Source organism: Roseateles saccharophilus (assembly GCF_004342485.1).
Taxonomy (GTDB): domain Bacteria; phylum Pseudomonadota; class Gammaproteobacteria; order Burkholderiales; family Burkholderiaceae_C; genus Pelomonas; species Pelomonas saccharophila.
Map to the genome: position 1 here is coordinate 51,466 of NZ_SMBU01000002.1, position 23,883 is coordinate 75,348.

20 protein-coding genes are annotated in these 23,883 nt (G+C 70.1%); 11 read left to right on the plus strand and 9 right to left on the minus strand.

Translation table 11 applies throughout. The annotated features are described in order from the left end of the window. The first annotated feature begins 145 nt into the window (after nucleotides 1-145). The 5 genes from EV671_RS02060 to EV671_RS02080 all read left to right on the plus strand — a co-directional run bounded on the left by EV671_RS02060 (nucleotide 146) and on the right by EV671_RS02080 (nucleotide 6,313). Complete coding sequence (locus EV671_RS02060; protein WP_132569546.1) at nucleotides 146-2,140, plus strand: DNA topoisomerase IV subunit B; 1,995 nt, start codon at nucleotides 146-148, stop codon at nucleotides 2,138-2,140. Between the two features lie 3 nt (nucleotides 2,141-2,143). After that, on the plus strand, nucleotides 2,144-2,668 hold the full coding sequence (locus EV671_RS02065; protein WP_132569548.1) for a GNAT family N-acetyltransferase: 525 nt from the start codon (nucleotides 2,144-2,146) through the stop codon (nucleotides 2,666-2,668). Then, complete coding sequence (locus EV671_RS02070) at nucleotides 2,665-3,321, plus strand: lytic transglycosylase domain-containing protein (RefSeq protein ID WP_132569550.1); 657 nt, start codon at nucleotides 2,665-2,667, stop codon at nucleotides 3,319-3,321. Before EV671_RS02065 ends, EV671_RS02070 begins: the two co-directional genes overlap by 4 nt. Continuing rightward, nucleotides 3,318-5,651: a DNA topoisomerase IV subunit A gene (parC, locus tag EV671_RS02075; protein WP_132569552.1), complete on the plus strand. Its 2,334-nt coding sequence runs from the start codon at nucleotides 3,318-3,320 to the stop codon at nucleotides 5,649-5,651. Before EV671_RS02070 ends, parC begins: the two co-directional genes overlap by 4 nt. Nucleotides 5,652-5,812: 161 nt before the next feature. Further along, nucleotides 5,813-6,313 carry an FxDxF family PEP-CTERM protein gene (locus EV671_RS02080; RefSeq protein ID WP_132569554.1) on the plus strand — a complete coding sequence of 167 codons (501 nt, stop codon included), beginning with the start codon at nucleotides 5,813-5,815 and terminating at the stop codon, nucleotides 6,311-6,313. 104 nt (nucleotides 6,314-6,417) lie between these two features. Here EV671_RS02080 and EV671_RS02085 read toward each other — a convergent pair whose 3' ends face one another. From EV671_RS02085 to EV671_RS02095, 3 genes are read right to left on the minus strand one after another with little or no spacing between them, the layout of a single operon-like run. Continuing rightward, nucleotides 6,418-6,912: a hypothetical protein gene (locus EV671_RS02085; RefSeq protein ID WP_132569556.1), complete on the minus strand. Its 495-nt coding sequence runs from the start codon at nucleotides 6,910-6,912 to the stop codon at nucleotides 6,418-6,420. 13 nt (nucleotides 6,913-6,925) lie between these two features. Continuing rightward, complete coding sequence (locus EV671_RS02090) at nucleotides 6,926-7,966, minus strand: quinone-dependent dihydroorotate dehydrogenase (RefSeq protein ID WP_132569558.1); 1,041 nt, start codon at nucleotides 7,964-7,966, stop codon at nucleotides 6,926-6,928. Between the two features lie 14 nt (nucleotides 7,967-7,980). Next, entirely contained in the window at nucleotides 7,981-8,940 is a 960-nt protein-coding gene (locus EV671_RS02095; protein WP_132569560.1) for a LysR family transcriptional regulator, read from the minus strand. A gap of 99 nt (nucleotides 8,941-9,039) precedes the next feature. On the opposite strand from EV671_RS02095, the gene EV671_RS02100 reads away from it, so the two are divergent. Genes EV671_RS02100 through EV671_RS02115 form a run of 4 tightly spaced genes read left to right on the plus strand, consistent with a single transcriptional unit; the run spans nucleotide 9,040 to nucleotide 12,395 of the window. After that, entirely contained in the window at nucleotides 9,040-9,963 is a 924-nt protein-coding gene (locus EV671_RS02100) for a DMT family transporter (protein ID WP_243655545.1), read from the plus strand. A gap of 27 nt (nucleotides 9,964-9,990) precedes the next feature. Further along, nucleotides 9,991-11,112: a 3-deoxy-7-phosphoheptulonate synthase gene (locus tag EV671_RS02105; RefSeq protein WP_132569562.1), complete on the plus strand. Its 1,122-nt coding sequence runs from the start codon at nucleotides 9,991-9,993 to the stop codon at nucleotides 11,110-11,112. A gap of 16 nt (nucleotides 11,113-11,128) precedes the next feature. Continuing rightward, complete coding sequence (gene rpiA / locus EV671_RS02110) at nucleotides 11,129-11,800, plus strand: ribose-5-phosphate isomerase RpiA (protein ID WP_132569564.1); 672 nt, start codon at nucleotides 11,129-11,131, stop codon at nucleotides 11,798-11,800. Nucleotides 11,801-11,810: 10 nt separating this feature from the next. Then, complete coding sequence (locus EV671_RS02115; protein WP_132569566.1) at nucleotides 11,811-12,395, plus strand: hypothetical protein; 585 nt, start codon at nucleotides 11,811-11,813, stop codon at nucleotides 12,393-12,395. A gap of 54 nt (nucleotides 12,396-12,449) precedes the next feature. On the opposite strand, the gene EV671_RS02120 is transcribed toward EV671_RS02115, so the two are convergent. From EV671_RS02120 to EV671_RS02145, 6 genes are all read right to left on the minus strand, one after another. Further along, nucleotides 12,450-13,802: a methyl-accepting chemotaxis protein gene (locus EV671_RS02120; RefSeq protein WP_415840450.1), complete on the minus strand. Its 1,353-nt coding sequence runs from the start codon at nucleotides 13,800-13,802 to the stop codon at nucleotides 12,450-12,452. A gap of 82 nt (nucleotides 13,803-13,884) precedes the next feature. Next, nucleotides 13,885-15,765 carry a bifunctional tRNA (5-methylaminomethyl-2-thiouridine)(34)-methyltransferase MnmC2/FAD-dependent 5-carboxymethylaminomethyl-2-thiouridine(34) oxidoreductase MnmC1 gene (mnmC, locus tag EV671_RS02125; protein WP_132569570.1) on the minus strand — a complete coding sequence of 627 codons (1,881 nt, stop codon included), beginning with the start codon at nucleotides 15,763-15,765 and terminating at the stop codon, nucleotides 13,885-13,887. Then, nucleotides 15,762-17,132: an MBL fold metallo-hydrolase RNA specificity domain-containing protein gene (locus EV671_RS02130; RefSeq protein WP_132569572.1), complete on the minus strand. Its 1,371-nt coding sequence runs from the start codon at nucleotides 17,130-17,132 to the stop codon at nucleotides 15,762-15,764. Before EV671_RS02130 ends, mnmC begins: the two co-directional genes overlap by 4 nt. A 298-nt stretch (nucleotides 17,133-17,430) precedes the next feature. Beyond that, nucleotides 17,431-18,093, minus strand: coding sequence for a Rossmann-fold NAD(P)-binding domain-containing protein (locus EV671_RS02135; protein ID WP_132569574.1), 663 nt, complete (start codon nucleotides 18,091-18,093; stop codon nucleotides 17,431-17,433). 96 nt (nucleotides 18,094-18,189) lie between these two features. After that, the gene (locus EV671_RS02140; protein WP_132569576.1) at nucleotides 18,190-19,731 is read right to left on the minus strand and encodes a DEAD/DEAH box helicase; all 1,542 of its coding nucleotides are present in this window, start codon (nucleotides 19,729-19,731) and stop codon (nucleotides 18,190-18,192) included. A gap of 164 nt (nucleotides 19,732-19,895) precedes the next feature. Continuing rightward, nucleotides 19,896-21,464, minus strand: coding sequence for an ABC transporter substrate-binding protein (locus EV671_RS02145; RefSeq protein WP_132569578.1), 1,569 nt, complete (start codon nucleotides 21,462-21,464; stop codon nucleotides 19,896-19,898). Between the two features lie 90 nt (nucleotides 21,465-21,554). On the opposite strand from EV671_RS02145, the gene ettA reads away from it, so the two are divergent. Continuing rightward, nucleotides 21,555-23,219, plus strand: coding sequence for an energy-dependent translational throttle protein EttA (gene ettA / locus EV671_RS02150; protein ID WP_132569580.1), 1,665 nt, complete (start codon nucleotides 21,555-21,557; stop codon nucleotides 23,217-23,219). Between the two features lie 108 nt (nucleotides 23,220-23,327). Next, nucleotides 23,328-23,819 carry a Spy/CpxP family protein refolding chaperone gene (locus EV671_RS02155; protein WP_132569582.1) on the plus strand — a complete coding sequence of 164 codons (492 nt, stop codon included), beginning with the start codon at nucleotides 23,328-23,330 and terminating at the stop codon, nucleotides 23,817-23,819. Nucleotides 23,820-23,883: the final 64 nt, after the last annotated feature.

Here is a 23,883-nt window from a genome sequence, read left to right on the forward strand (position 1 = left end):
GGTTGCCCCGCAAAACAACGGCTGCGGCGTTGCAAATCCTCGCCGGGCAACCAGCCCGGCTGCGGTTTGCGCCTTGCACCCGCCGCTTTGCGGGGCAACGGGCGCCATGGGGAGGTCGTGAACAGGTTCTTAGAATCTCGCCCCTATGTCGAGCCGTCCCCCTGCCTCTCCCGCCACTTCACCTGCCGCTTATGGCGAAGCCTCCATCCGCGTCCTGAAGGGTCTGGAGCCCGTCAAGCAGCGGCCGGGCATGTACACCCGCACCGACAACCCGCTGCACATCATTCAGGAGGTCATCGACAACGCGGCCGACGAGGCGCTGGCCGGCTTCGGCAAGCGCATCGACCTGACGCTGCACGTCGATGGCTCGGTGTCCATCTCCGACGACGGCCGCGGCATCCCCTTCGGCCTGCACCCGGAAGAGGGCGTGCCGGTCGTCGAGATCGTCTTCACGCGGCTGCACGCCGGCGGCAAGTTCGACAAGGGCTCGGGCGGCGCCTACAGCTTCTCGGGCGGCCTGCACGGCGTGGGCGTGAGCGTGACCAATGCGCTGGCCGAGCGGCTCGAAGTGGCCGTCTGGCGCGACAAGCAGGTGGCCGGCATCGCCTTCGAGCATGGCGACGTGGTGCAGCAGGTCGTGGCCCGTCCGGCCACCAGCGGCGACCGCAGGCAGGGCACGACGGTGCGTGTCTGGCCCGAGGCCAAATACTTCGAGAGCGCCGAGCTGCCGCGTCACGAATTGATTCATCTGTTGCGCTCCAAGGCCGTGCTGATGCCGGGCGTGACGGTGACGCTGAAGATCGAGAAGACCAACGAGACGACGACCTGGCTCTACAAGGCCGGCTTGCGCGACTACCTGGCGCAGTCGCTGAACGCCGACCCGCTGATCCCGCTGTTCGAGGGCGAGGGCTTCGCCTCGGCCGGCGAAAGCGAAAACTTCGCCGAGGGCGAGGGCGCGTCCTGGTGCGTGGCCTTCACCGAGGACGGCGCGCCGCTGCGCGAGAGCTATGTGAACCTGATCCCGACGGTGGCCGGAGGCACGCACGAGTCCGGCCTGAAGGACGGCCTGTTCGGCGCGGTCAAGGGCTTCATCGAGATGCATTCGCTGCTGCCCAAGGGCGTCAAGCTGATGCCCGACGACGTGTTCTCGCGCGCCAGCTTCGTGTTGAGCGCCAAGGTGCTGGACCCGCAGTTCCAGGGCCAGACCAAGGAGCGCCTGAATTCCCGGGACGCGCTGCGCCTGGTGTCGGCCTATGTGAAGCCGGCCTTCGAGCTGTGGCTCAACCACCATGTGGACCACGGCAAGAAGCTGGCCGAGCTGGTCATCAAGCAGGCGCAGACCCGCCAGCGCGCCAGCCAGAAGGTCGAGAAGCGCAAGGGCTCGGGCGTGGCCGTGCTGCCTGGCAAGCTGACCGATTGCGAAAGCCGCGACCTGCTTCACAACGAGGTCTTCCTCGTCGAGGGCGACTCGGCCGGCGGCAGTGCCAAGATGGGCCGCGACAAGGAGACCCAGGCCATCCTGCCGCTGCGCGGCAAGGTGCTGAACGCCTGGGAGGTGGAGCGCGACCTGCTGTTCAAGAACAACGAGATCCACGACATCTCGGTGGCCCTGGGCGTGGATCCGCATGGCCCCAGCGACACACCCGACCTCTCCGGCCTGCGCTACGGCAAGGTCTGCATCCTGAGTGACGCCGACGTCGACGGCTCGCACATCCAGGTGCTGCTGCTGACCCTGTTCTTCCGCCACTTCCCCAAGCTGGTCGAGGCCGGCCATGTCTTCGTCGCCCGCCCGCCGCTGTACCGCGTGGATGCTCCGGCCCGCGGCAAGAAGCCCGCCGCCAAGCTCTATGCGCTGGACGACGGCGAGTTGACCGCCACGCTGGACAAGCTGCGCAAGGAAGGCGCCCGCGAAGGCTCGTGGAGCATCAGCCGCTTCAAGGGCCTGGGCGAGATGAACGCCGAGCAGCTCTGGGACACGACGCTCAATCCCGACACGCGCCGCCTGTCGCGCGTCGAGTATGGCCAGTTCGACTTCGCCGCGACGGTGGACGCCTTCAACAAATTGATGGGCAAGGGCGAGGCCGCGTCGCGCCGCGAGCTGATGGAGTTGCACGGCGACGCCGTGGAAATCGACATCTAAGGTATGAGCCTGCGCCTGCGCCCGACGATGCTGTCCGACCTGGACTGGGTGGTCTCGCTCGAGCGCGACGGGGCCAACCTGCCCTTCATCACGCCCTGGGAGCGGCCGCAGCACGAGGGTGCGATCCGCTTCCCGGATTCGCGGCATTTCGTGGTGGAGGAAGGCGATCGGCTCGAGCGCATCGGCTTCGTCATCCTGCAGGGCTGCCGCAACCCGAACGGCTCGGTCGAGCTGAAGCGCCTGGTGCTGCAGCCCAAGGGCCGCGGCCTGGGGCGCGCGGCGGTGCGCCTGCTCAAGGCCATGGCCTTCACGCAGCTGAAGGCACATCGCTTCTGGCTGGACGTGAAGTCGCTGAACGCGCGCGCCCTGAAGCTCTACCAGAGCGAGGGCTTCGTCGAGGAGGGCCGGCTGCGCGAGAGCGTGCGGGTCACGATAGACGGCGCCGACGGCTACGACTCGCTGATCGTCATGTCGCTGCTCGACCGCGAATACCAGGCCCGCGTGGCGCTAGGGCTGGAGTCGGCATGAAGATCCTCTGCCTGCTGCTGTTTGCCTGCCTGGCCTTGCCGGCCCATGCCGAGCTCTGGGGCTATGTGGACGCAGCGGGCGTGGCCCATTTCGCGCCCCGCGAGCTCGACACGCGCTACAAGCCCGTCCTCGGCAGCGTCGGCATGCAGCGCGTGCCCGGCAAGACCGACGCGGGCCTGGCCCTGCTGAACTGGCTGGACATCGCGCCCGAGGTCAAGGCCGTGCAGCCCTGGGTGCGCGAGGCGGCCGCGCAGACCGGTGTGGACGCCGAACTGCTGAAGGCCGTCATCGCCGTCGAGTCCGGCTACCAGAAGGGCGCCGTCTCGCCGCGCGGCGCGATGGGCCTGATGCAGATCAGGCCCGAGACGGCCAGCCGCTACGCGTCGCCCGCCGAGGCCGCGCGGCTGATCGAGCCGCGCATCAACATCCGTACCGGCGCACGCATGCTGGCCGACCTGATCCGCCGCTTCGGCCACATCGACGCGGCACTGGCGGCCTGGAACGCCGACGAGGGCGCCGTGCGCCGCGCCGGCAACCGCGTACCCGACATTGACGAAACCCAGGCCCATGTGCATCTCGTGCTCGAGCTGTACTGGGCCCTGCTGCAGCAGAGCCAGCCGGCCCATGCGCAGCGTTTGACCCTGCATCCATGAGTTCCCAGACCACGATCGACTTCAACGGCCCCACCGACGGTGGCAGCGACGATAGCAACGCGCTGACCCTGGCCGCCTATGCCCAGCAGGCCTATCTCGAATACGCGCTCAGCGTCGTCAAGGGCCGCGCGCTGCCGAGCTATGCCGACGGCCAGAAGCCCGTGCAGCGCCGCATCCTCTATTCCATGCACCGTCTGGGCCTGGGCTGGAGCGGCAACTCCGGCGCCAAGCCGGTCAAGGGCGCCAAGGTGGTGGGCGATGTGCTGGGCAGCTTCCACCCGCACGGCGACCAGTCGGTCTACGACGCGTTGGTGCGCATGGCCCAGGACTTCTCGCTGCGCTATCCGCTGATCGACGGCCACGGCAACTTCGGCAGCCGCGACGGCGACGGCGCCGCGGCGATGCGCTACACGGAAGCGCGCCTCGCACCCATCGCCCGCCTCGTGCTGGACGAGATCGACGAGGGCACGGTGGACTTCCGGCCCAACTACGACGGCACGACGCAGGAACCCATCGAGCTGCCGGCACGCCTGCCCTTCGCGCTGCTGAACGGCGCCAGCGGCATCGCCGTGGGCCTGGCGACCGAGATCCCCAGCCACAACCTGCGTGAGGTGGCCGCGGCGGCCGTCGCGCTGCTGAAGGACGACAGGCTCGCCGACGACGCCCTGTTCGAGCTGATTCCCGGCCCGGACTTCCCCGGCGGCGGCCAGCTCATCAGCGCGCCGGAGGAGATCCGCACGGCCTACACCTCGGGCCGCGGCAGCCTGAAGCTGCGCGCGCGCTGGAAGATCGAGGACCTGGCGCGTGGCCAGTGGCAGCTCGTCGTCACGGAGCTGCCGCACGGCACCAGCGCGCAGAAGGTGCTGGAGGAGATCGAGGAGCTGTCGAACCCCAAGGTCAAGGCCGGCAAGAAGACGCTGACGCCCGAGCAGCTGCAGCTCAAGGCCAGCCTGCTGGCGGTACTGGACTGCGTGCGCGACGAGTCCAGCAAGGACGCGCCGGTGCGCATCGTCTTCGAGCCCAAGAGCCGCACCGTCGAGCAGCAGGACCTGGTCAACGCGCTGCTGGCCCACACGAGTCTCGAGAGCAGCGCCTCGGTCAACCTGACGATGATCGGCGCCGACGGCCGGCCGACGCAGAAGAGCCTGCGCGAGGTGCTGACCGAGTGGATCGGTTTCCGCCAGACGACGGTGCGCCGCCGCACCGAGCACCGCCTGGCCCACGTCAACGACCGCATCCATGTGCTGGAAGGCCGGCAACTGGTGCTGCTGAACATCGATGAGGTGATCCGCATCATCCGCGAGTCGGACGAGCCCAAGGCCGCGCTGATCGCGCGTTTCAATCTCTCCGACCGCCAGGCCGAGGACATCCTCGAAATCCGGCTGCGCCAGCTGGCGCGGCTGGAGGCCATCAAGATCGAGCAGGAGCTGGCCAAGCTGCGCGACGAGCGCGCCAAGCTGGAAGACATCCTCGGCTCCGCCGCGGCGCTGCGCCGCACCGTCATCAAGGAGATCGAGGCCGACGCCAAGCAGTACGGCGACGACCGCCGCACGCTGATCCAGGCCGAGAAGCGTGTCACCGCCGAGGTGAAGATCGTCGACGAGCCGGTCACCGTCATCGTCAGCCAGAAGGGCTGGGTGAGGGCGCTGAAGGGCCACGAGGTCGACGTCGCCGTGCAGACCTTCAAGGCCGGCGACTCGCTGTGGGGCGCCTTCCGCTGCCGCAGCGTCGACCCGCTGATCGTCGTCGGCAGCAATGGCCGGGTCTATTCCGTGCCCGTCTCGACGCTGCCGGGCGGCCGTGGCGACGGCCAGCCCATCACGACGATGATCGAGCTGGAGACCGGCAGCCAGATCGCCCATTACCTGGCCGGCGCGCCAACCCAGCGCCTGGTGATGGCCGGCTCCACCGGCTATGGCCTGATCGCGCAGATCGGCGACCTGGTCGGCCGCCAGAAGGCCGGCAAGACCTTCCTGGCACTGGACGAGGGCGAGGCGCCGTTGCTGGCGCCGGTGCCGGGCGATGCGGTGGCGCTGCAACTGGGCGTGCTGAGTGCGCAGGGCCGGCTGCTGGGCTTCCCGCTCGACGAGCTCAAGCACCAGCCCAAGGGCGGCAAGGGCCTGATGCTGATGGACCTGGAAGCCAAGGACGCCGTGCTGTCCCTGGCCTGCTTCACGACCCAGCTGCGCGTGCACGGCAGCGGCCGTGGCGGCAAGCCGCGCGAGGAGTTGCTGAAAAACCAGTCGCTGGCCGCCCATGCCGGCAAGCGCGCCCGCAAGGGCAAGAGCGTCGAGGGCCTGCTGAAGGTGATGCGCCTGGCGGCCGAATGAGGCACAGCCGCATGCGCCGCTGACAACGGAAAACCTCTGGTTTACAGGTCGCTACAAGTGACCCGCCCGCCCTCCCTAGGCTGAAGGTTAGGCAAGACTTCATGGCGCTTGGTTGCGCCGCACAATGATTCCGTACACCAGTTCTGTGTCAGGAGTTGAGCATGAAGTTGAAATCCGTCGCCACGCTGAGCGCCCTTTCTCTGGCCGCGCTTGCCGCGCAGGCGACCACCACCGACCTCGGCAGCCTGGGCACGGCGATCACCACCAGCGGTGGTGTCGCGACCTCGTTCGGCAGCATCGTCAACGACGACTTCACGTTCTCACTGGGTGTGGCCTCCACTGTGCAGAGCAGCGTGTCGACCTTCCTCGGCAACATCAATCCGTCCTTCTACGGCATCTACACCGCCGGCCTCGACCACATCGTCGGCACGGCCGACGATGTCCAGGTCGTCGGGCACGGTTTCTCGTCCGGCAACTTCGACACGCTGGCCGCCGGCAATTACTACTTCAAGGTCTTCGGCCTGTCGAACGCAGCGCTGTCGGCCTACTCGATCGCCGCCAGCGCCACGGCCGTGCCGGTGCCCGAGCCCGAGACCTATGCAATGCTGGGCGCCGGCCTGGCCGCCATCGGCTTCGTCGTCCTGCGCCGTCGCCGCGACTGATCCGTTCTCGATGAGCCGGCCCGAGCCCGGGGCCGGATGGACAACCCAAGCCTTGGCGCGCCGCGACCAGGGCTTTTTTCTGCCGCTCGGCGGACGCGGGCGCGTCAGTCCCCCATCGGGAAGCGGCGGTCCCTGAACACCATGCTCTGCGTCGTCCGCACGACGACGCCGTCCTTGAAATGGACGTTGAAACGCATGCCGTAGCCCGACTGGTCGGGCTCGATGGTCCAGTCCCAGACATCCTCGCCGCTGAGGCGGAAGAACACCCGGGTGCGCTCCATGCCGAGGATGCGGCCGACCTGCTCCGGCGTCATGCCGGGCTCGATGCGGGCGCGGCCGGCGGGCGAGAGGCCGTCCTCGATGCCGATCAGCCGGCCATCGGCACCCAGGTGCACCATGTAGCAGTGCTTGCCCATGGGCTGGCTCGAATATTCCAGCGTGCGCCCGCCGTCGCCCTCGGGCCAGACGCGCCTGGGCTGGCCATAGAGTGCGACGACATCGGCCTCCTGGCTGACGCCTTGGCGCAGCCGCCCGTCATGGTCCGGCGTCGCGCAGCCGGCAAGCAGCGCGGTGCAGAGGGCGAGGGCGGCGAATCGCATGGCGGTCCAGGGTTCAGCGCCGTGCCAAGGCCTTCGCGCAGTCGCTGACGAGGCCGGGGCCCTGGTAGATCAGGCCGGTGTAGATCTGCACCAAGTCGGCGCCGGCATTGATCTTCGCGCGGGCGTCGTCGCCGCTCAACACGCCGCCCACGCCGATGATGGGATAGCCCTCGGGCAGGGCCGCGCGCAGCAGGCGGATCACCCGGTTGCTGGCCTCGAAGACCGGTGCACCGGACAGCCCACCCGTCTCGTTCGCATGCGCGAGGCCCTGGACCTTGTCGCGTGCGATCGTCGTGTTGGTCGCGATCACGCCGTCGATGCCGTTGGCCTTCAGGGTCTGTGCGATGACGCCGACCTGGTCCTCCTCGAGGTCGGGCGCGATCTTCACGAACATCGGCACCTGGCGGCCGGTCTGGCTCTCCAGCTGCAGCTTGCGCTGCTGCAGGCGCGACAGCAGCGCGTCCAGCGCCTCGTCGCTCTGCAGCGCGCGCAGGTTCTTGGTGTTGGGGCTGGAGATGTTGACGGCGATGTAGTCGGCGTGCGGGAACACGCCCTCCAGGCCGAGCAGATAGTCGTCGGCCGCGTTCTCGATAGGCGTCGCGGCGTTCTTGCCGATGTTCAGGCCCAGGATGCCGCCGGCGGCGCGGAAGCTGTAAGCCCGCTTCACGTTGGCGACGAAGGCGGCCAGGCCCTCGTTGTTGAAGCCCAGGCGGTTGATCAGTGCGTTCGCCTCGGGCAGGCGGAACATGCGCGGCTTGTCGTTGCCGGGCTGGCCCTTGGGCGTCACCGTGCCCACCTCGATGAAGCCGAAGCCCATCGCCCCCAGGCCGTCGATACAGCGGCCGTTCTTGTCCAGGCCGGCGGCCAGGCCGATGCGGTTGGGAAAGCGCAGGCCGGCGAGCGTGACCGGATCGCTGATGCGCGCGCCGCTCCACAGGCATTGGGCCGGCGTGTTCTGCAGCCGGGCGATGCTGTTCAGCGTCAGTTCGTGGGCGTGCTCGGGGTCCAGGCCGAACAGGAAGGGGCGGGTGAGGGCGTAGGGAATCAGCGGCATAGCCCGCGATTGTCTCAGGCGACTTCTTCCCGATCCCAGGGCGGCACCTCGCCCATCTTCTCCAGCATGAAGTCGATCAGCGCACGCACCTTGGGCGCCGGGTGGCGCGGCGTGCGGCCCGGCAGATAGACGGCATAGAGCGTGTCGGCGTCGGCCAGCCCGCCGACGGGCTGCCATTCGGGCAGCAGCGCGCGCAGCCGGCCGGCGCGCAGGTCGGCGCCGATGGCATAGGTCGGCAGCACGGTCAGGCCCATGCCGGCAAGCGCGGCGATGCGCAGGCTCTCGCTGCTGTTGGCCGTCAGCCCGCTCTCGAAGCGCAGCGCGCCGCGGGTCTCGACCCCGGCCTCGCCAAGCCCTGCATGCCTGAAGCGCCAGCGGTCGGGTGATTGCAGATAGCCGAACCGCAGGCAGCGGTGGCTGGCAATCTCGGCGACGGTCAGCGGCTCGCCGTGGGCCGCCAGATAGGCCGGCGCGGCGCAGAGCACGAAGCGGATGGCCGCCAGCCGCCGCGCCACCAGCCCGTCCGACGGCCTGTGCGTCAGCCGCAGCACGACGTCGAAGCCTTCCTCGGCCAGATCCACATAACGGTCGTTCAGCCCCAGCACGACATCGATCTGCGGGTGGCGGGCGCAGAACTCGGCCATCAGCGCGGTGCACTGAAGATTGCCGAAGGCCGTGGACACCGACAGCCGCAGCACGCCGCGCGGCTCGTCGCGGCGACCGGCCAGCTCGGTCTCCAGCGCCAGCGCCTCGTCCAGCAGGCGCAGCGCGCGCTCGTAGACGGCATGGCCCTCGGCCGTGGGGCTGACGCTGCGCGTCGTGCGGTGCAGCAGCCGCGTGCCGAGCTGATCCTCCAGCCGTACAACCTGCTTGCTGACGGCCGACTTGGTCGTGCCGAGCAGGCGTGCGGCGCCGGAGAAGCCGCGCGCGTCGACGACGCGTGCGAAGGCTTGCAGGTCCTCGAGGCGGCCCATTGTTGTTCTCCGTATGGAAACTCTGAATCTACTTTTTGCTGGATTGTGTCTTGATTTGTTGATTTCTACATTGGCGGCCTGCCCCTTCAAGGAGTCGCCATGTCCACCACCCTGTCGCCTTGTATGGCCCGGTCCTTCCGGCCCGGCCTGCCGGAGAGGCTGCTGTCCGCGCTGGCTTCGTCCAGCCTGCCGCTGCTGTTCATCCTGCTGTGGAGCAGCGGCTATGTCGCCGGCAAGCTGGCCCTGCCGCACACCGGGCCCTTGACGCTGCTGGTGCTGCGCTTCGGCCTGGCCGCCGTCGTGCTGCTGGCCGTGGCCGTCGCCACCGGCGCGCCCTGGCCGCACGGGGCGCATGCCTGGGGCCATCTGGCAGTCGTCGGCCTGCTGATGCAGGTGCTGCATTTCAGCGGCATCTATTTCGCGCTGCGCTGGGGGCTGAGCGCCGGCGTGGCCGGCCTGCTGATCGGCCTGATGCCGCTGGCGACGGCCCTGGGCGCCCACCTGTGGCTGGCCCAAAAGCTCGGCGGCCGGCAGTGGCTGGGCCTGCTCGGCGGCCTGGCCGGCGTGGCCCTGGTCGTGGCCGGCAAGCCGCTGGGCGGCGCCTGGAGTGCCTATGCCGCAGCCGGCTTCGGGCTGCTCGGCCTGGTGGCGGGCACGCTCTACCAGAAGCGCTACTGCGCTCACATGGACCTGCGCAGCGGCGCGGGCGTGCAGATGGCCGTGTCGGCCGTCGCCGTGGCGCTCGTGGCCGGGCCGACCGAGCAATTCGCCATAGCCTGGGTGCCCGAGCTGGTCGGCGCCTGGCTGTGGCTGGGCCTGGTGAATTCCATCGGCGCCTTCAGCCTGATGTTCATCATGATCCGCCGCGGCCAGGCGGGGCAGGTGGCGCGGCTGTTCTTCCTGATCCCGGGCGTGTCGGCGCTGATGGGTTTCGTGCTGCTCGGCGAGCGCCTGGGGCCGCTGGCACTGGCGGGCTTCGCGCTGTCGGCGCTGGCCGTGTGCGGTGCTGTCGTGAAGCGGTGAAAATCGCGGGCTTCTATGGAGCCCGCAATGAAACCTCTGGACGACCCCCGACACGACCGTGAAGCGGGCTCTCGCGACGAAACGCGCGACACGACGCGCACCGACGACACCCGCATCGGCGCCGTGCGCGCGCTGATCAGCCCGGCCCTGCTGCTGGAGGAGCTGCCCATCCCCGACGCGACGCTGTCCCTCGTCGAGCGGGCGCGCCAGCAGATCAGCGCCATCCTGCACGGCTGCGACGACCGCCTGCTCGTCGTCGTCGGCCCCTGCTCCATCCACGACCACGACCAGGCGATGGACTACGCCCGGCTGCTGAAGGCCGCGAGCGACGAGCTCAGCCGCGACCTGCTGGTGGTGATGCGCGTCTACTTCGAGAAGCCGCGCACGACGGTGGGTTGGAAGGGCTATATCAACGACCCGCGCCTGGACGGCAGTTTCCACATGAACGAGGGCCTGCGCCTGGCGCGCCAGCTGCTGCTCGACGTGAACGGCCTGGGCCTGCCGGCGGGCACCGAGTTCCTGGACCTGCTGTCGCCGCAGTACATCTCCGACCTGATCGCCTGGGGCGCCATCGGTGCGCGCACCACCGAGAGCCAGAGCCACCGCCAGCTCGCCTCGGGCCTTTCCTGCCCGGTCGGCTTCAAGAACGGCACCGACGGCGGCATCAAGGTCGCCAGCGACGCCGTGCTGGCCGCCAGCAGCGCGCACGCCTTCATGGGCATGACCAAGATGGGCACGGCCGCCATCTTCGAGACGCGCGGCAACCAGGACTGCCACGTCATCCTGCGCGGCGGCAAGGCGCCCAACTACGACGCCGCTTCCGTCGCCGCCGCCTGCGAGGCGCTGAAGGCCTCGGGCCTGCGCGAGCAGGTCATGATCGACTTCTCGCACGCCAACTCCAGCAAGAAGTACGAGCGCCAGGTGGACGTGGGCCGCGACGTGGCGGCGCAGATCGCGGCCGGCGACGCACGCATCACCGGCGTGATGATCGAGAGCCATCTGCAGCCCGGCCGCCAGGACCTGGCCGAGGGCCAGACCCGGGCCGACCTGAAGCCGGGCGTGTCCATCACCGACGCCTGCCTGGGCTGGGCCCAGACCGAACCGCTGCTGCGCGAGCTGGCCGCGGCCGTCCAGAAACGCCGCGGCTGAACGCGACGGAGACCTCATGAACCAAGACCAACTCAAGCAACTCGTCGGCCGCGCGGCCCTGGACTACGTCCCCGCCGGCCAGATCCTCGGCGTCGGCACCGGCTCGACGGTGGACTGCTTCATCGACGCCCTCGCGGCTGAAATCGCCAAGGGGGCCATCGCCATCCCCGGCACCGTGTCCAGCTCGGAGCGCTCGACCCAGCGCCTCATCAAGCACGGCATCAAGGTGCTCGATGCGAGCGAGGTCACCGGCCTGGCTGTCTACATCGACGGCGCCGACGAGATCGACGGCCGCGGCTATATGGTCAAGGGCGGCGGTGCCGCGCTGACGCGCGAGAAGATCGTCGCCGACCTGGCCGGGAAGTTCGTCTGCATCGCCGACGAATCCAAGCTCGTGCAGACACTGGGCGCCTTCCCGCTGCCGGTCGAGATCATCCCGATGGCCGCCGCGCAGCTGACGCGGCGCTTCGCGAAGATAGGCGGCACGGCCAGCCTGCGCGCCGGCGTCGTCACCGACAACGGCGGCCACATCCTTGACGTGCGCGGCCTGTCCATCACCGACCCGCTGGGCTTCGAGGCCGAGGTCAACCAGTGGCCCGGCGTCGTCACGGTCGGCGTGTTCGCGCGTCACAAGGCCAGTGTCTGCCTGCTGGGCGGCGCGGGTGGCGTGAAGACGCTGACTTTCTGAGCCTGGCCGCATGCCGCGCCGCGAACCGCCCGGTTTCGATGCGGCGGCGCACGAGCGGCATCACTGGTGGCGCAGCCTGCTGCTGAAGCTGGCCCTGTGCTCGGGCGTGAGCGCCCTGCTGTGGTGGTCGAGCGGATGGGCCGGCCTGCTCGTCAGCGTGATGCTGTGGGCGCGCGCCCTCGCCGGCGACCTGATGGCCTTGCTTGAAACGGCCTGGCGCTCGCTGCGCCAACTGGCCTTCCGGCCGGTGCAGGGGCATTTCTACCAGTTCAAGGGTCAGCGCATCCGCGTCGTCGACGACGACCTCGACGCGCACCGCTGGATCGCGCTGCAAGACCTCGCGACGGCGCTCGGCGCGCCCATGCCGGCGGCCGTATTCAGGCGGCGCCAGCCGCAGGCGCTGCGCGAGCGGCCCGATGGCGTCTACCTGCTCGACCAGGCCGCGCTGGCCTGGCTGGGCGAGCAGCGCAGCGAGCGCGCCGGGCGGCTGCGGCTGTGGGTGGAGCGCGAGGTCTGGTACCCGGCGCGGGGCCGTCGGGCCGGCTACAGGCAAAAAGGGGCGCCCGGCAACGGGTTGGACACCCCCGAGGGCTGAGCCGCGGCGATGGTCGCTGGGCAGGCACCGGCGTGGCCGGTGCTGGAGCTCATCTCAGAAGGTTTCCCAGTCGCCGTCGTCGCTGGTGGGCGCGGGAGTCGGGACGGGCGCGGCCGGCCGCGGCGCGGTGACGGGCGTGGTGGCCGGCTTGGCCGCAGGCTTGCGCACCGGCATCGTCGGCCTGGGCGCGGCTACCGCGGGTACGGCCGGCTTGAGTGCCGCCGGTTTTGGCGCTGCCGCCGCCTTCGGCGCGGGCCGCGGGGCGGGCGCCCTGGCCGGTGCCAGCCGCGCGGCAGCACCGCCGAGCTTGAACACGCCGATGGCCTCGGTCATGCGGGCCGACTGCTCGCGCAGGCTCTCGGCGGCGGCGGCGGATTCCTCCACCAGCGCCGCGTTCTGCTGCGTCATCTGGTCGAGCTGCACGACGGAGCCGTTGACGACGCCGATGCCCTCGCTCTGCTCGCGGGCTGCGGCGCTGATCTCGCCAATGATGTCGGTCACGCGCTGCACGCTGGCGACGATCTCGGTCATCGTGGCACCCGCGGCCTGGACCTGCTCGGTACCCGAGTCCACGCGCTCCACGCTGGCGCTGATGAGGCTCTTGATCTCCTTGGCGGCCTCGGCGCTGCGCTGGGCCAGGGCCCGCACCTCGCCGGCCACGACGGCGAAGCCGCGGCCCTGTTCGCCGGCGCGCGCGGCTTCCACGGCCGCGTTCAGCGCCAGGATGTTGGTCTGGAAGGCGATGCCGTCGATGGTGCCGATGATCTCGTTGATCTTGCGCGAGCTCTGGCTGATCTCGTCCATCGTCGTGACGACCTGGGACACGGCCTCGCCGCCGCGCTGGGCGACGCTGGCGGCCGAGCTGGCGAGCTGATTGGCCGTCATGGCGGCGTCGGCCGTCTGCTTGACGGTGCCGGTCAGCTCGGACATCGACGAGGCCGCCTGTTGCAGGTTGGAAGCGGTCTGCTCGGTGCGCAGCGAAAGGTCGTGGTTGCCGACCGCGATCTCGGCGCTGGCCGTGCCGATGCTGTCGGCCGCGCTGCGAACATCGCCGATGAGGCGTTGCAGCGCGGACTGGGTGTTCTGCAGCGCCTGCAGCAGGCGGCCGGTGTCGCCGCTGCCGCCATCGCGGATGGCGTGGGTCAGGTCGAAGCGGGCCAGGGCCTCGGCAGCTTCGGCCGCCTCGCGCAGGCCGGCACCACCGCTGCCGCCGCTACTCAGCACTGTGCCGATGCCGACCAGCCAGGCCAGGCCCAGCGCCCAGCCCAGCCAAGTCTTGGCAGGGCCCGCGTCGGTGAGCGCCGAGAAGGCGGCCAGGCCTCCGAGCGTGGTCAGGACCAGCACAAGGCCCAGGGCCAGGCTCAGGCGTTGTGCGGGGCTGCGCGAACCCCACAGGCTGTTCAGCATTTCTTGCTCCTTGGATGGCGACCGTCTCGCGGCCCGTTTCGGCGTAGCAGTGTCGTCACCCTCCTCGCCGCTCCAGGCGCGCTCAGTTCGGCAAAGCGGCAATAGTTGCGCGTCTTGCGCGCCGCAGTGCGAAGCGCATCGGGTCGACGGCATCCAGCAGTTCCGCTTCCAGCGGCCGGGGCGTGCCGAGCGCCAGCGCAGCGACCAGTTGGCCGGCCAGCGCCGCCCAGGAAATGCCGCGCGACGCGAAGCCGGTGCACAGCAGCAGGCCCGGCTGGCGCGGCTGCAGGCGCAGCTGGTCGGCCGCCACGCCCGGCGCGGCCAGGCCGCCAATCAGCGGCAGGCGGTCGGGCGCGATCAGCCGCCAGCCGACACGCCCGGCCAGCGGTACGTCCGGCGGGGTGTCGAGGCCGGCCAGGCGGGCGTAGCGGGCCAGGTTCTCAGTCTGGTCGGCCGCGCGCAACGCGGGGTCGAGGTCGCCGTCCTGCGTCGTCGCGCCGCACCAGGCGCCGCCGCGGCCGTCGGCGATGGCATAGCCCTCGCCGGCGATCGGCACGGCCGGGCACCAGGGCGCATGCGGCAGGTGGCTGAGCTGGCCGCGCTGCACGACGAGGCCGGCCGCCAGCTCGCCCAGCAGCGGCAGCTGGCCGTGACCGCCGGCGAGCACGACGAGGGGGGCCGCGGCGATGACGGCGCCGCCGCCGTCCAGCAGCTCCCAGCCCGCGCTGGCCGGGCGCAGCGCCGCCACCGGTGTGCCGAGGTTCAGCGTGGCGCCGCTAGCGGCCAGCATGGCCCGCGCGTAGGCCGCCGGGTCCAGCGCGCCGCCGCCGGGATAGAACCAGGCCGGGTGGGCCAGCGCCGTGCCCGCCAGGGCCGAGGCCTCGGCGGCGGACAGGGCTTGCACATAGCCGCCCACGCTCGTCATCGCCGCCAGCGGCAGCCGCGTCTCCAGCCGCAGCAGGCCGCGCTGCAGCGGCAGGCCCAGCTCGGCGACGAGGCGCTGCGTGGCCAGGGCCGCGGCGCGGTTGAAGCGGGCATGCGGGCCGTCGTCGGGGTTGACGGTGCCGTGGAAGAGGCCGGCCGGATTGCCCGAGCTGGCCTGGGCCGGGCCGCCCAGCGCATCGATGACGGTGCAGGCCACGCCGGCCCGTGACAGCGCCAGTGCGCAGGCCGCACCGGCGAGGCCGGCACCGACGACGACAGCGCGGCGTGCATCGGACGCCAGCGGCTCGCGGCCGGCCGGGCGCTGCGGCGTGTGGCGGGGCGCGAAGCGGGCGATGCTCATCTCGGGCTTGTTCGCAAAGCCCGGCGCCAGCCCGACCTCGAAGCCCAGCGAGGCCAGCGCGCGGCGCATCGGGCGCGAGATGCTCCAGGTCGCCGCCGTGGTGCCGGGCGCGGCGTGGCGGGCCAGGCTCTTCAGCAGCCATTCGTCCCAGAGCTCGGGGTTGCGCGCGGGCGCGAAGCCGTCGAGGTAGAGGGCGTCGGCCTGCAGCACCAGTTCGCGCAGCAGCTCGCGCGCATCGCCCAGGCCCAGCAGCAGCTCGACGCGGCCGGCCTCGAAGCGCAAGGTGTGCAGGCCCGGCGTCAGCGGCGGCCAGGCCGCGACGAGCTGGGCCGCAAGTTCGGGCAGCGGGCTGGCGGCATGGGCGTGGGCCAGGTGCTCGCGGCGCAGCGGGTGCTTCTCGACACTGACGAAGACGAGGCGCTCGCAGCGCGCCGGGTCCTGCCGCCAGGCGTCCCAGGTCGCGAGGAAGTTGTTGCCCAGGCCGAAGCCCGTCTCCAGCACGGCGAAGCTGCGCCGCCCCTGCCAGCGGCCCGGCAGGCCGTTGCCGCCGAGGAAGACATGGCGGGCCTGGGGCAGCGCACCGGCGCGCGAGTGGTAGACGTCGCCGAAGGCGGGCGCGGCGGGAGCGGCCGGGTCGGAGAAATCGACCTCGGCCGGGACGATGGCTGCGCGCCTCAAAGCTCGACCGTCTCGCCGTGCTGGGGCACGCGCACGGCCAGGCCGAGCTCGTCCTTGATGCGACAGCGCAGCGCGTCGGCCGCGGCCGGCTCGCCGTGCACGACATAGACCTGCTCGGGCGGCCGGGGCAGGGCGCGCAGCCACTGCAGCAGGCCCTCGGCGTCGGCGTGGCCCGAGAAGCCGTCGAGATGGCTGATCTCGGCATTGACCGGCACCCAGCGCCCGCGCAGCTTGATCTCGCGCTCGCCGGCCACCATGCGCGCGCCGCGCGTGCCGCCGGCCTGGAAGCCGGGGAAGGCGATGTGGTGCTGAGGCTGGGGCGCCAGCGTCTCGATGTAGTTCAGCACCCGGCCGCCGGTGGCCATGCCGCTGGCCGAGATGACGATGGCCGGCCGGGCCTTGCGTTGCGCCAGGCTGGCGGCGAGCTTGAGGCTCTGGGCCTGCTTGGTGACGTAGCGCACGCGGTCGGTCAGGCCGCGGGCCTCGTCAGCGGAGATGCGCAGCAGCTTGGCGTGCTTGACCGTCAGCTCCGTGGCCTGCTCGGCCATCGGGCTGTCCAGCCAGATCGGTACTTCCAGCGGCAGCTCGCCGGCGCGGCGCAGGCGCTGCAGCACCAGCAGCAGGGCCTGGGCGCGGCCGACCGCGAAGCTGGGCAGCAGCACCGAGCCGCCGCGCTTGAGCGTCGTGCGCAGCAGCTGAGCGAGGCGGGCCTGCACATCCTCGGCCGGGTGCAGGCGGTCGCCGTAGGTGGACTCGATCATCACGACGTCGGCCGCCGGCGGCACCTGGGGCACGGGCATCAGCAGGTCGTTGCTGCGGCCGATGTCGCCCGAGAACAGCAGGCTGCGCCCGCCGTGGCGGACGTGGATGGAGGTGGCGCCCAGCAGGTGGCCGGCCGGGGTGAAGCGCACCTCGGTGTCGCCCAGCGTGAGCCGGCCGTCGCGCGGCAGCGGCACGAACTGCTTCATCGTCGCCTCGGCCTCTCGCACGCCGTAAAGCGGCAGGGCCTTGTCGTGGCGGCTGGACTGGTCGCGGTTGGCGCGCTTGGCGTCTTCCTCCTGCAGGTGGGCGCTGTCGCGCAGCAGCACGTCGCAGAGGTCGCGGGTCGCGGCGGTGGCGTGGATGGGGCCGCGAAAACCCTGGCGGCGCAGCGCCGGCAGATAGCCACAGTGATCCAGGTGGGCGTGGGACAGCAACACGGCGTCCAGGCGGGCGGCGTCCGCGCCCAGCGGCATCCAGTTGCGTTCGCGCAGGGCCTTGAAGCCCTGGAACAGGCCGGCATCCAGCAGCAGGCGCTGCTCGCCCAGGGTTAGCAGATGGCGCGAGCCGGTCACGGAGTCGGCGGCGCCGAGGAAGGTCAGTTTCATGATCCTAGATTTGGCAGTTGGGCGTACCCGAGGAACTGAGCCCGGGCACAAACAGTCCTGGGGACTGTTTGTGCCTGGCGAAGGCCAGGGCGTCTCGTCCTGGCGTGGCGAGGCGGGCGGCTGACAAGGCGCGACGACGCAGTGGGCTTGCCCACCAGGAGGAGCAACGCCGTCAGCGGCCCGAAGCGCCAGACCAGCGGGCATGCAGCGCTGCTCACCGAAGTGCTGGAGGGCGCGGAATACGGAGGGTGTTGAGGCATCAAGAGTTCGCAGGATGGCCAGCGGTCGATTGCCGAATCTAGGATCCTGATCCCAGGGTCTGCATCGCGCCGGATTCGAGCAGCTGCACGGCCGGGCCGCCTTGCGCGAGCGCAAGCCGCAGCGCACGCGCGACGCGGTCCGCCGCGATGGGGCGCCAGGCCTTGGGGATGAGGCCGGCGAGCGGGCGCGCCAGGCGCAGGCTCCACGCCTCGCCGGCGCGATGGGGCTGGCCAAGGGCCTCGCGGTGGCCGTCGAGCAGCGAGGGCCGGGCGATGACGAGGCGCTCGAAGCCCAGGCCGATGAGGGCCGCCTCGGCCTCGCCCTTCACGCGGTTGTAGAAGACGGAGGAGCGCGCATCGGCGCCTAGCGCCGAGACGACGCCGCAATGCGTCGCGCCCCGCTCGCGCGCCGTGCGGGCCACGGCGACGACGGCGTCGAAGTCCACCGCGCGGAACGCCGCCTGCGAGCCGGCCTGGGCCATCGTCGTGCCCAGCGCGATGAAGACGCGGCGCGGCGCGGGCAGGTCGGCGGGCAGGGCCTGCAGGTCGACGATGGCCTCGCGGCGGAGTGTGCTCGGCGGCAGGCCGGCCAGCGGCCGGCGCACGAGGGCAAGAACGGGGGTGTCGCTCAGCTGCGCCAGCAGTTCGCGGCCGATGAGGCCGCTGGCGCCGGCGACCCAGGTCAGCTCGGGGGAAGGCATGCCTCGATCTTAGAGAGTCGGTCCTTTCGGTCCCGCCGCCACCATGAAAACGGCCCGCGCTCCGGGGAGGGCGGGCCGTGCTTCGCGACGCGTCGATCAGCGCTTTGGTTGCGTCAGGCGCGGGCCATTGTTGTGGCGCGGAGCGCTGCCGCCGTCGCGGCTCGGCTGGGCCGAGGCATTGCGCGGCGCGTGCTGGGCGTGCGGCTTGGCGCCACCGTGGCCGGCGTGCGCGCCAGCGGGCTTGGCGCCACCGTGGCCGGCATGCGCGCCGGCGGGCTTGGCACCACCGTGGCCGGCGTGGGCCTGCGGCTTGCCGCCCGGGCGGCCGCCGTCGCGCGAGCCGCCACGGTTGTCGCCACCGCGGCCACCGCCGCCATTGCCACCGGGGCGGCCGCCGCGGCCGGCGTGGGCCGGCGGGTTGGGGTTGCGGCCCCGGCTGCCATTGGGGTTCAGCACGGTGCGGCCCAGCACGATGGGCTCGGCCTTCTCGTTGGGATCGGGCGCGAAGCCGGGCACGATCTCCTTCGGGATCTCACGCTTGATCAGGCGCTCGATGTCGCGCAGGAAGCCGTTCTCGTCCACGCAGACCAGGCTGACCGCCTCGCCCTGGGCGCCGGCACGGCCGGTGCGGCCGATGCGGTGGACATAGTCCTCGGGCACGTTGGGCAGCTCGAAGTTGACGACGTGGGGCAACTGGTCGATGTCGATGCCGCGGGCCGCGATGTCGGTGGCGACGAGGCAGGTCAGGTCGCCGCTCTTGAAGTCGGCCAGCGCCTTGGTGCGGGCACCCTGGCTCTTGTTGCCGTGGATGGCCATGGCGCTGATGCCCTGGTCGTTCAGGTAGTCGGTCAGGCGGTTGGCGCCGTGCTTCATGCGCGTGAAGACCAGCACCTGGTGCCAGTCACCCGACTTGATCAGGTGGACCAGCAGTTCCTTCTTGCGCTCGCGACCCACCGGGTGGACCTTCTGCGCAATCTGGTCGTTGGTCTGGTTGCGGCGGGCCACCTCGATGAGGGCCGGCTGGTTCAGCAGGCGGTCGGCGAGGTTCTTGATCTCGTCGCTGAAGGTGGCGCTGAACAGCAGCGACTGCTTCTGCGCCGGCAGCAGGGCCAGCACCTTCTTGATGTCATGCACGAAGCCCATGTCGAGCATGCGGTCGGCTTCGTCCAGCACCAGGATCTGCACCTGCGACAGGTCCAGCGTGCCCTGCTGCGCGTGGTCGAGCAGGCGGCCGGGCGTGGCGACGAGGATGTCCACGCCGTCGCGCAGCTTGTTGATCTGCGGCTGCATGCCGACGCCGCCGAACATGACCATGCTCTTCAGCGGCAGGTATTTGCCATAGGTCTGCACCGATTCCTCGACCTGGGCGGCGAGTTCGCGGGTGGGCGTCAGCACCAGCGCGCGGATGGCGATCTTGCCGCGCTTGTTGAGCAGCTTCTCGCCGGTGGACAGGCGGTGCAGCATGGGCAGCGTGAAGCCGGCGGTCTTGCCGGTGCCGGTCTGCGCACCGGCCATCAGGTCGCCGCCGTTGAGCACCGCGGGGATGGCCTGGGCTTGGATGGGGGTGGGGGTGGTGTAGCCGGCGTCGGCGATGGCCTTGAGCAGCGGAGCTGCCAGGCCGAGGGTGTCGAAACTCATCGAATCCTAAGGGGGAGGGCACGCCAACTTTCACCGGGGCTCGCCGTGACGCCGGGGTGGCGACACCAGTCTTCGGGCAAGCCAGGCCGCGTGCGGGGGCCAGAAAAATGAAACGCCGCGCAAGACTGAGAGCGCGGCGTTGGCCTCCATTCTAGCCGCTCGGCCTAGCGAGCCACCGTGACCCAATCCATGCTGACCGCGTTGTTGGCGGAATGCGGCATGCCGATCCCGCCGCGCATGGCCCAGGGGATGACCTGGCGGTGCAGCGGGATGATGTTGACCTGCTCGCGGTAGCTTTGCAGCGCGGCCTTGACCAGGGTCTCGCGCTTCTTCGCGTCGGGCTCGATGGTGGAGGCCGCCGCTAGCGCGTCGGCCTCGTTGTTGACGATGCCGCCGAAGTTGCCCACGCCCACGCCGTGCTCGCCGCGGTTGCGCAGCACCGGGGTCAGCATGACTTCGGCGTCGGTGGAGCCGCCGCCCCAGCCGGCCAGGTAGAAGCTGGTGTCGAACTTCTCGACCTTGGGGAAGAACAGCGTGCGCGGCATCGCGTTGACCTTGACCCTGACCTTGAGCTGGGCCCACATGCCGGCGAGTGCTATGCAGATGCGCTCGTCGTTGACGTAGCGGTTGTTGGGGCAGTCCAGCGTCACTTCGAAGCCGTCGGCATAGCCGGCCTCGGCCATCAGCCGGCGGGCCTGGACGAGGTCGTAGAGCAGGCGGGTTTCTAGCCTGGCGTCGTTGTAGGCGCCGCGCGGCGACGGCGTCAGGCCGCCCGTGGGCACCGCATAGCCGCTCATCAGCTTGAGCTTGATGGCCTCGATGTCGATGGCCTGGTAGAGGGCCTTGCGCACGCGCAGGTCCTTGAAGGGGTTGCGGCCGCCCGGCGCCTGGCCGTAGAGCAGTTTGTCGCGCGTCTGGTCCATGCCGATGAAGATCAGGCGGTTCTCCTCGCCGTCCAGCACCTTGATGCCGGGCAGGGTGCGCAGCCTGGCCACGTCGCGCGGCGGCGGGTCGAGCACGAAGTCGACCTCGCCGGAGATCAGCGCCGCGGTGCGGGTCGCGTCGTTGACTATGGGCAGATAGGTGAAGTCCTGCAGATTGCCGTCGAACTTGTTCCACCAGTTCGGGTTGCGCTTGAACACCGTCTTCACGCCGGGTTGGCGGCTCACCAGCATGAAGGGGCCGGTGCCGTTGGCGTGCTGGCTGGCATAGGACTCCTCCTGCTTCTTGAAGTCCAGCGGGCGCGCGACGCGGTGTTCCTCGCACCAGCGCCGACTCATGATGTAGAGGTTGCCCAGCAGCTCCGGCACGATGGGGTTGGGCTTGTCCAGCGTGAAGACGACGGTCAGCGGGTCCACGGCCTTCGGCGTGCCGACCGCGTTGGCATAGACGCGTTGCGGCGCGTTGTCGTCGCGCAGGCGCTGCATCGAAAAGACGACGTCGTCGGCCGTGAAGGGGGTGCCGTCGTGGAACTTGACGCCCGGGCGCAGCTTGAAGCGCCATTGCAGCGGCGACAATTGGGTCCACTCCGTGGCCAGGGCGGGGCCCATGCTCATGTCCATCATGCGCCGGGTCAGGCTCTCATAGACCTGGTTGTTCAGCGTGTTGGTCAGCACCTCGTTCTGCGAATGCGGATCGGTGGTCTGCATGTCGCCCTGGCTGGCCCAGCGCAGGGTCTGGGCGTGGGCGAGGCAGGTGGCAAGAACGAGCAGCGCGGCGAGCAGGCGGGGCATCTGACTTCCTTGAATCACGGCCTCGGCGACAATAGCAGGCAACGCAGGCCCTTCCGGGGCCTGCCGCCATTTCAGCCTCAAGGATTCGCCATGGCCCAGTACGTCTTTTCAATGAACCGTGTCAACAAGACGGTTCCCCCCAAGCGCCACATCCTCAAGGACATCTCGCTGTCCTTCTTCCCGGGCGCCAAGATCGGCGTGCTGGGCGTGAACGGCTCGGGCAAGTCGACCCTGCTGAAGATCATGGCCGGCGTGGACAAGGAGTACGAGGGCGAAGCCATCCCGATGCCGGGCATCAAGATCGGCTACCTGGAGCAGGAGCCCAAGCTCGACCCCGACCAGACCGTGCGCCAGGCCGTGGAAGAGGGCATCGGCGGCGTGCTGGCCGCGAAGAAGCGCCTGGACGAGGTCTATGCCGCCTATGCCGAGCCGGACGCCGACTTCGACGCGCTGGCCGCCGAGCAGGGGGAGCTGGAGGCCATCATCGCCGCCGCCGGCTCCGAGAACACCGACCTGCAGCTGGAGCTGGCCGCCGACGCGCTGAACCTGCCACCCTGGGACGCCGTCATCGGCGTGCTGTCCGGCGGCGAGAAGCGCCGTGTGGCCCTGTGCCGTCTGCTGCTGTCCAAGCCCGACATGCTGCTGCTCGACGAGCCCACCAACCACCTGGACGCAGAAAGCGTCGAGTGGCTGGAGCAGTTCCTGCAACGCTTCCCCGGCACCGTCGTGGCCATCACCCACGACCGCTACTTCCTGGACAACGCGGCCGAGTGGATCCTCGAACTGGACCGTGGCCACGGCATCCCGTGGAAGGGCAACTACTCCGAGTGGCTGGACCAGAAGGAACGCCGTCTGGAGCAGGAGCAGAAGAGCGAAGACGCGCGCATGAAGGCGATGAAGGAGGAACTCAAGTGGGTGCGCTCCAACGCCAAGGGCCGCCAGGCCAAGAGCAAGGCGCGCCTGGCCCGCTTCGAGGAACTGAGCGACGTCGAATACCAGCAGCGCAACGTGACCAACGAGATCTTCATCCCCGTGGCCGAGCGCCTGGGCAATGAGGTCATCGAGTTCGAGAACGTCAGCAAGAGCTTCGGCGACCGCGTGCTGATCGACAACCTGAGCTTCAAGGTGCCCGCGGGCGCCATCGTCGGCATCATCGGCCCCAACGGCGCCGGCAAGTCGACGCTGTTCCGCATGCTGCAGGGTGTGGAGCAGCCGGACAGCGGCAACGTCAAGATCGGCAAGACCGCCAAGCTGGCCTTCGTGGACCAGAGCCGCGCCAGCCTGGAAGCCGGCAAGACCGTGTGGGAGGACGTCTCCGGCGGCCTGGACAACATCGTCGTCGGCAAGTTCGTCATGCCCAGCCGCGCCTACCTTGGCCGCTTCAACTTCAAGGGCAACGACCAGCAGAAGCTCGTCGGCTCGCTGTCCGGCGGCGAGCGCGGCCGCCTGCACCTGGCCAAGACCCTGGCCCAGGGCGGCAACGTGCTGATGCTGGACGAACCGTCCAACGACCTCGACGTCGAAACTCTGCGCGCGCTGGAAGAAGCGCTGCTGGAGTTCGCCGGCTCGGCCATGGTCATCAGCCACGACCGCTGGTTCCTGGACCGCATCTGCACCCACATCCTGGCCTGCGAGGGCGACTCGCAGTGGTTCTTCTACGACGGCAACTTCCACGAATACGAGGCCGACAAGAAGAAGCGCCTGGGCGAGGAAGGCGCGCGCCCCAAGCGCATGCGCTTCAAGCCGATCAAGTGACGGACTTGGGGGGGCGGGTTTCGACACAGTTCTTTACCCCGCCCCCAAAGATGCCACACAGGGTCTCCGGAAGATGACTTCACTTCCTCTTCTTCCAGGAGATCACTGATGCAAGCCCCCCGAATTCACAACCTGTTGCGTGTCGCCACCGTGGCGCTGGCCCTCGCCGCCGGCGGCGCGGCCGTGCAGGCCCAGCCCGGCCCCGGCCCGGATCACCACGGCGGCCCCGGCATGATGATGGCGCCCGGCATGTTCGGCGGCCACATGGAGCATGTGCTCGACCTGGTCAATGCCACGGACGCCCAGCGCAGCCAGATCGAGGCCATCTTCAAGGCCGCCCACCAGGACCTCGCCGGCCAGCGCGACAGCGGCCGGCAGCTGCACGAGCAGATGGCCGCGCTCTTCACCGCGCCCAATATCGACGCCGCCGCCATCGAGTCGGTGCGTGCGCAGATGAGCGCCCAGCATGACGCCGCCTCCAAGCGCATGAGCCAGGCCGGCATCGACGCGGCCCGCGTGCTGACACCCGAGCAGCGCGCCAAGATCGCCGACGTCATGAAGAAGCACCAGGCCCGCATGGCTGGCCGCAAGGCAGGTTGATTGGCTGTCGGCGAGGAGTTCTGCGATGCTTGAGCCCCATGGCACCGGCGCCGAGGTGCGCCGG

Bases quoted from the DNA above. Each gene is read 5' to 3' on its own strand.
- rpiA (WP_132569564.1), top strand. From the start codon at position 11,129: ATGAACCAAGACCAACTCAAGCAACTCGTCGGCCGCGCGGCCCTGGAC.
- EV671_RS02155 (WP_132569582.1), top strand. From the start codon at position 23,328: ATGCAAGCCCCCCGAATTCACAACCTGTTGCGTGTCGCCACCGTGGCG.
- EV671_RS02135 (WP_132569574.1), bottom strand. From the start codon at position 18,093: ATGCCTTCCCCCGAGCTGACCTGGGTCGCCGGCGCCAGCGGCCTCATC.
- ettA (WP_132569580.1), top strand. From the start codon at position 21,555: ATGGCCCAGTACGTCTTTTCAATGAACCGTGTCAACAAGACGGTTCCC.
- EV671_RS02085 (WP_132569556.1), bottom strand. From the start codon at position 6,912: ATGCGATTCGCCGCCCTCGCCCTCTGCACCGCGCTGCTTGCCGGCTGC.
- EV671_RS02100 (WP_243655545.1), top strand. From the start codon at position 9,040: ATGTCCACCACCCTGTCGCCTTGTATGGCCCGGTCCTTCCGGCCCGGC.
- EV671_RS02070 (WP_132569550.1), top strand. From the start codon at position 2,665: ATGAAGATCCTCTGCCTGCTGCTGTTTGCCTGCCTGGCCTTGCCGGCC.
- EV671_RS02065 (WP_132569548.1), top strand. From the start codon at position 2,144: ATGAGCCTGCGCCTGCGCCCGACGATGCTGTCCGACCTGGACTGGGTG.
- EV671_RS02105 (WP_132569562.1), top strand. From the start codon at position 9,991: ATGAAACCTCTGGACGACCCCCGACACGACCGTGAAGCGGGCTCTCGC.
- EV671_RS02145 (WP_132569578.1), bottom strand. From the start codon at position 21,464: ATGCCCCGCCTGCTCGCCGCGCTGCTCGTTCTTGCCACCTGCCTCGCC.
- EV671_RS02060 (WP_132569546.1), top strand. From the start codon at position 146: ATGTCGAGCCGTCCCCCTGCCTCTCCCGCCACTTCACCTGCCGCTTAT.
- EV671_RS02095 (WP_132569560.1), bottom strand. From the start codon at position 8,940: ATGGGCCGCCTCGAGGACCTGCAAGCCTTCGCACGCGTCGTCGACGCG.
- EV671_RS02130 (WP_132569572.1), bottom strand. From the start codon at position 17,132: ATGAAACTGACCTTCCTCGGCGCCGCCGACTCCGTGACCGGCTCGCGC.
- parC (WP_132569552.1), top strand. From the start codon at position 3,318: ATGAGTTCCCAGACCACGATCGACTTCAACGGCCCCACCGACGGTGGC.
- EV671_RS02090 (WP_132569558.1), bottom strand. From the start codon at position 7,966: ATGCCGCTGATTCCCTACGCCCTCACCCGCCCCTTCCTGTTCGGCCTG.
- EV671_RS02115 (WP_132569566.1), top strand. From the start codon at position 11,811: ATGCCGCGCCGCGAACCGCCCGGTTTCGATGCGGCGGCGCACGAGCGG.
- EV671_RS02120 (WP_415840450.1), bottom strand. From the start codon at position 13,802: ATGCTGAACAGCCTGTGGGGTTCGCGCAGCCCCGCACAACGCCTGAGC.
- EV671_RS02140 (WP_132569576.1), bottom strand. From the start codon at position 19,731: ATGAGTTTCGACACCCTCGGCCTGGCAGCTCCGCTGCTCAAGGCCATC.
- EV671_RS02080 (WP_132569554.1), top strand. From the start codon at position 5,813: ATGAAGTTGAAATCCGTCGCCACGCTGAGCGCCCTTTCTCTGGCCGCG.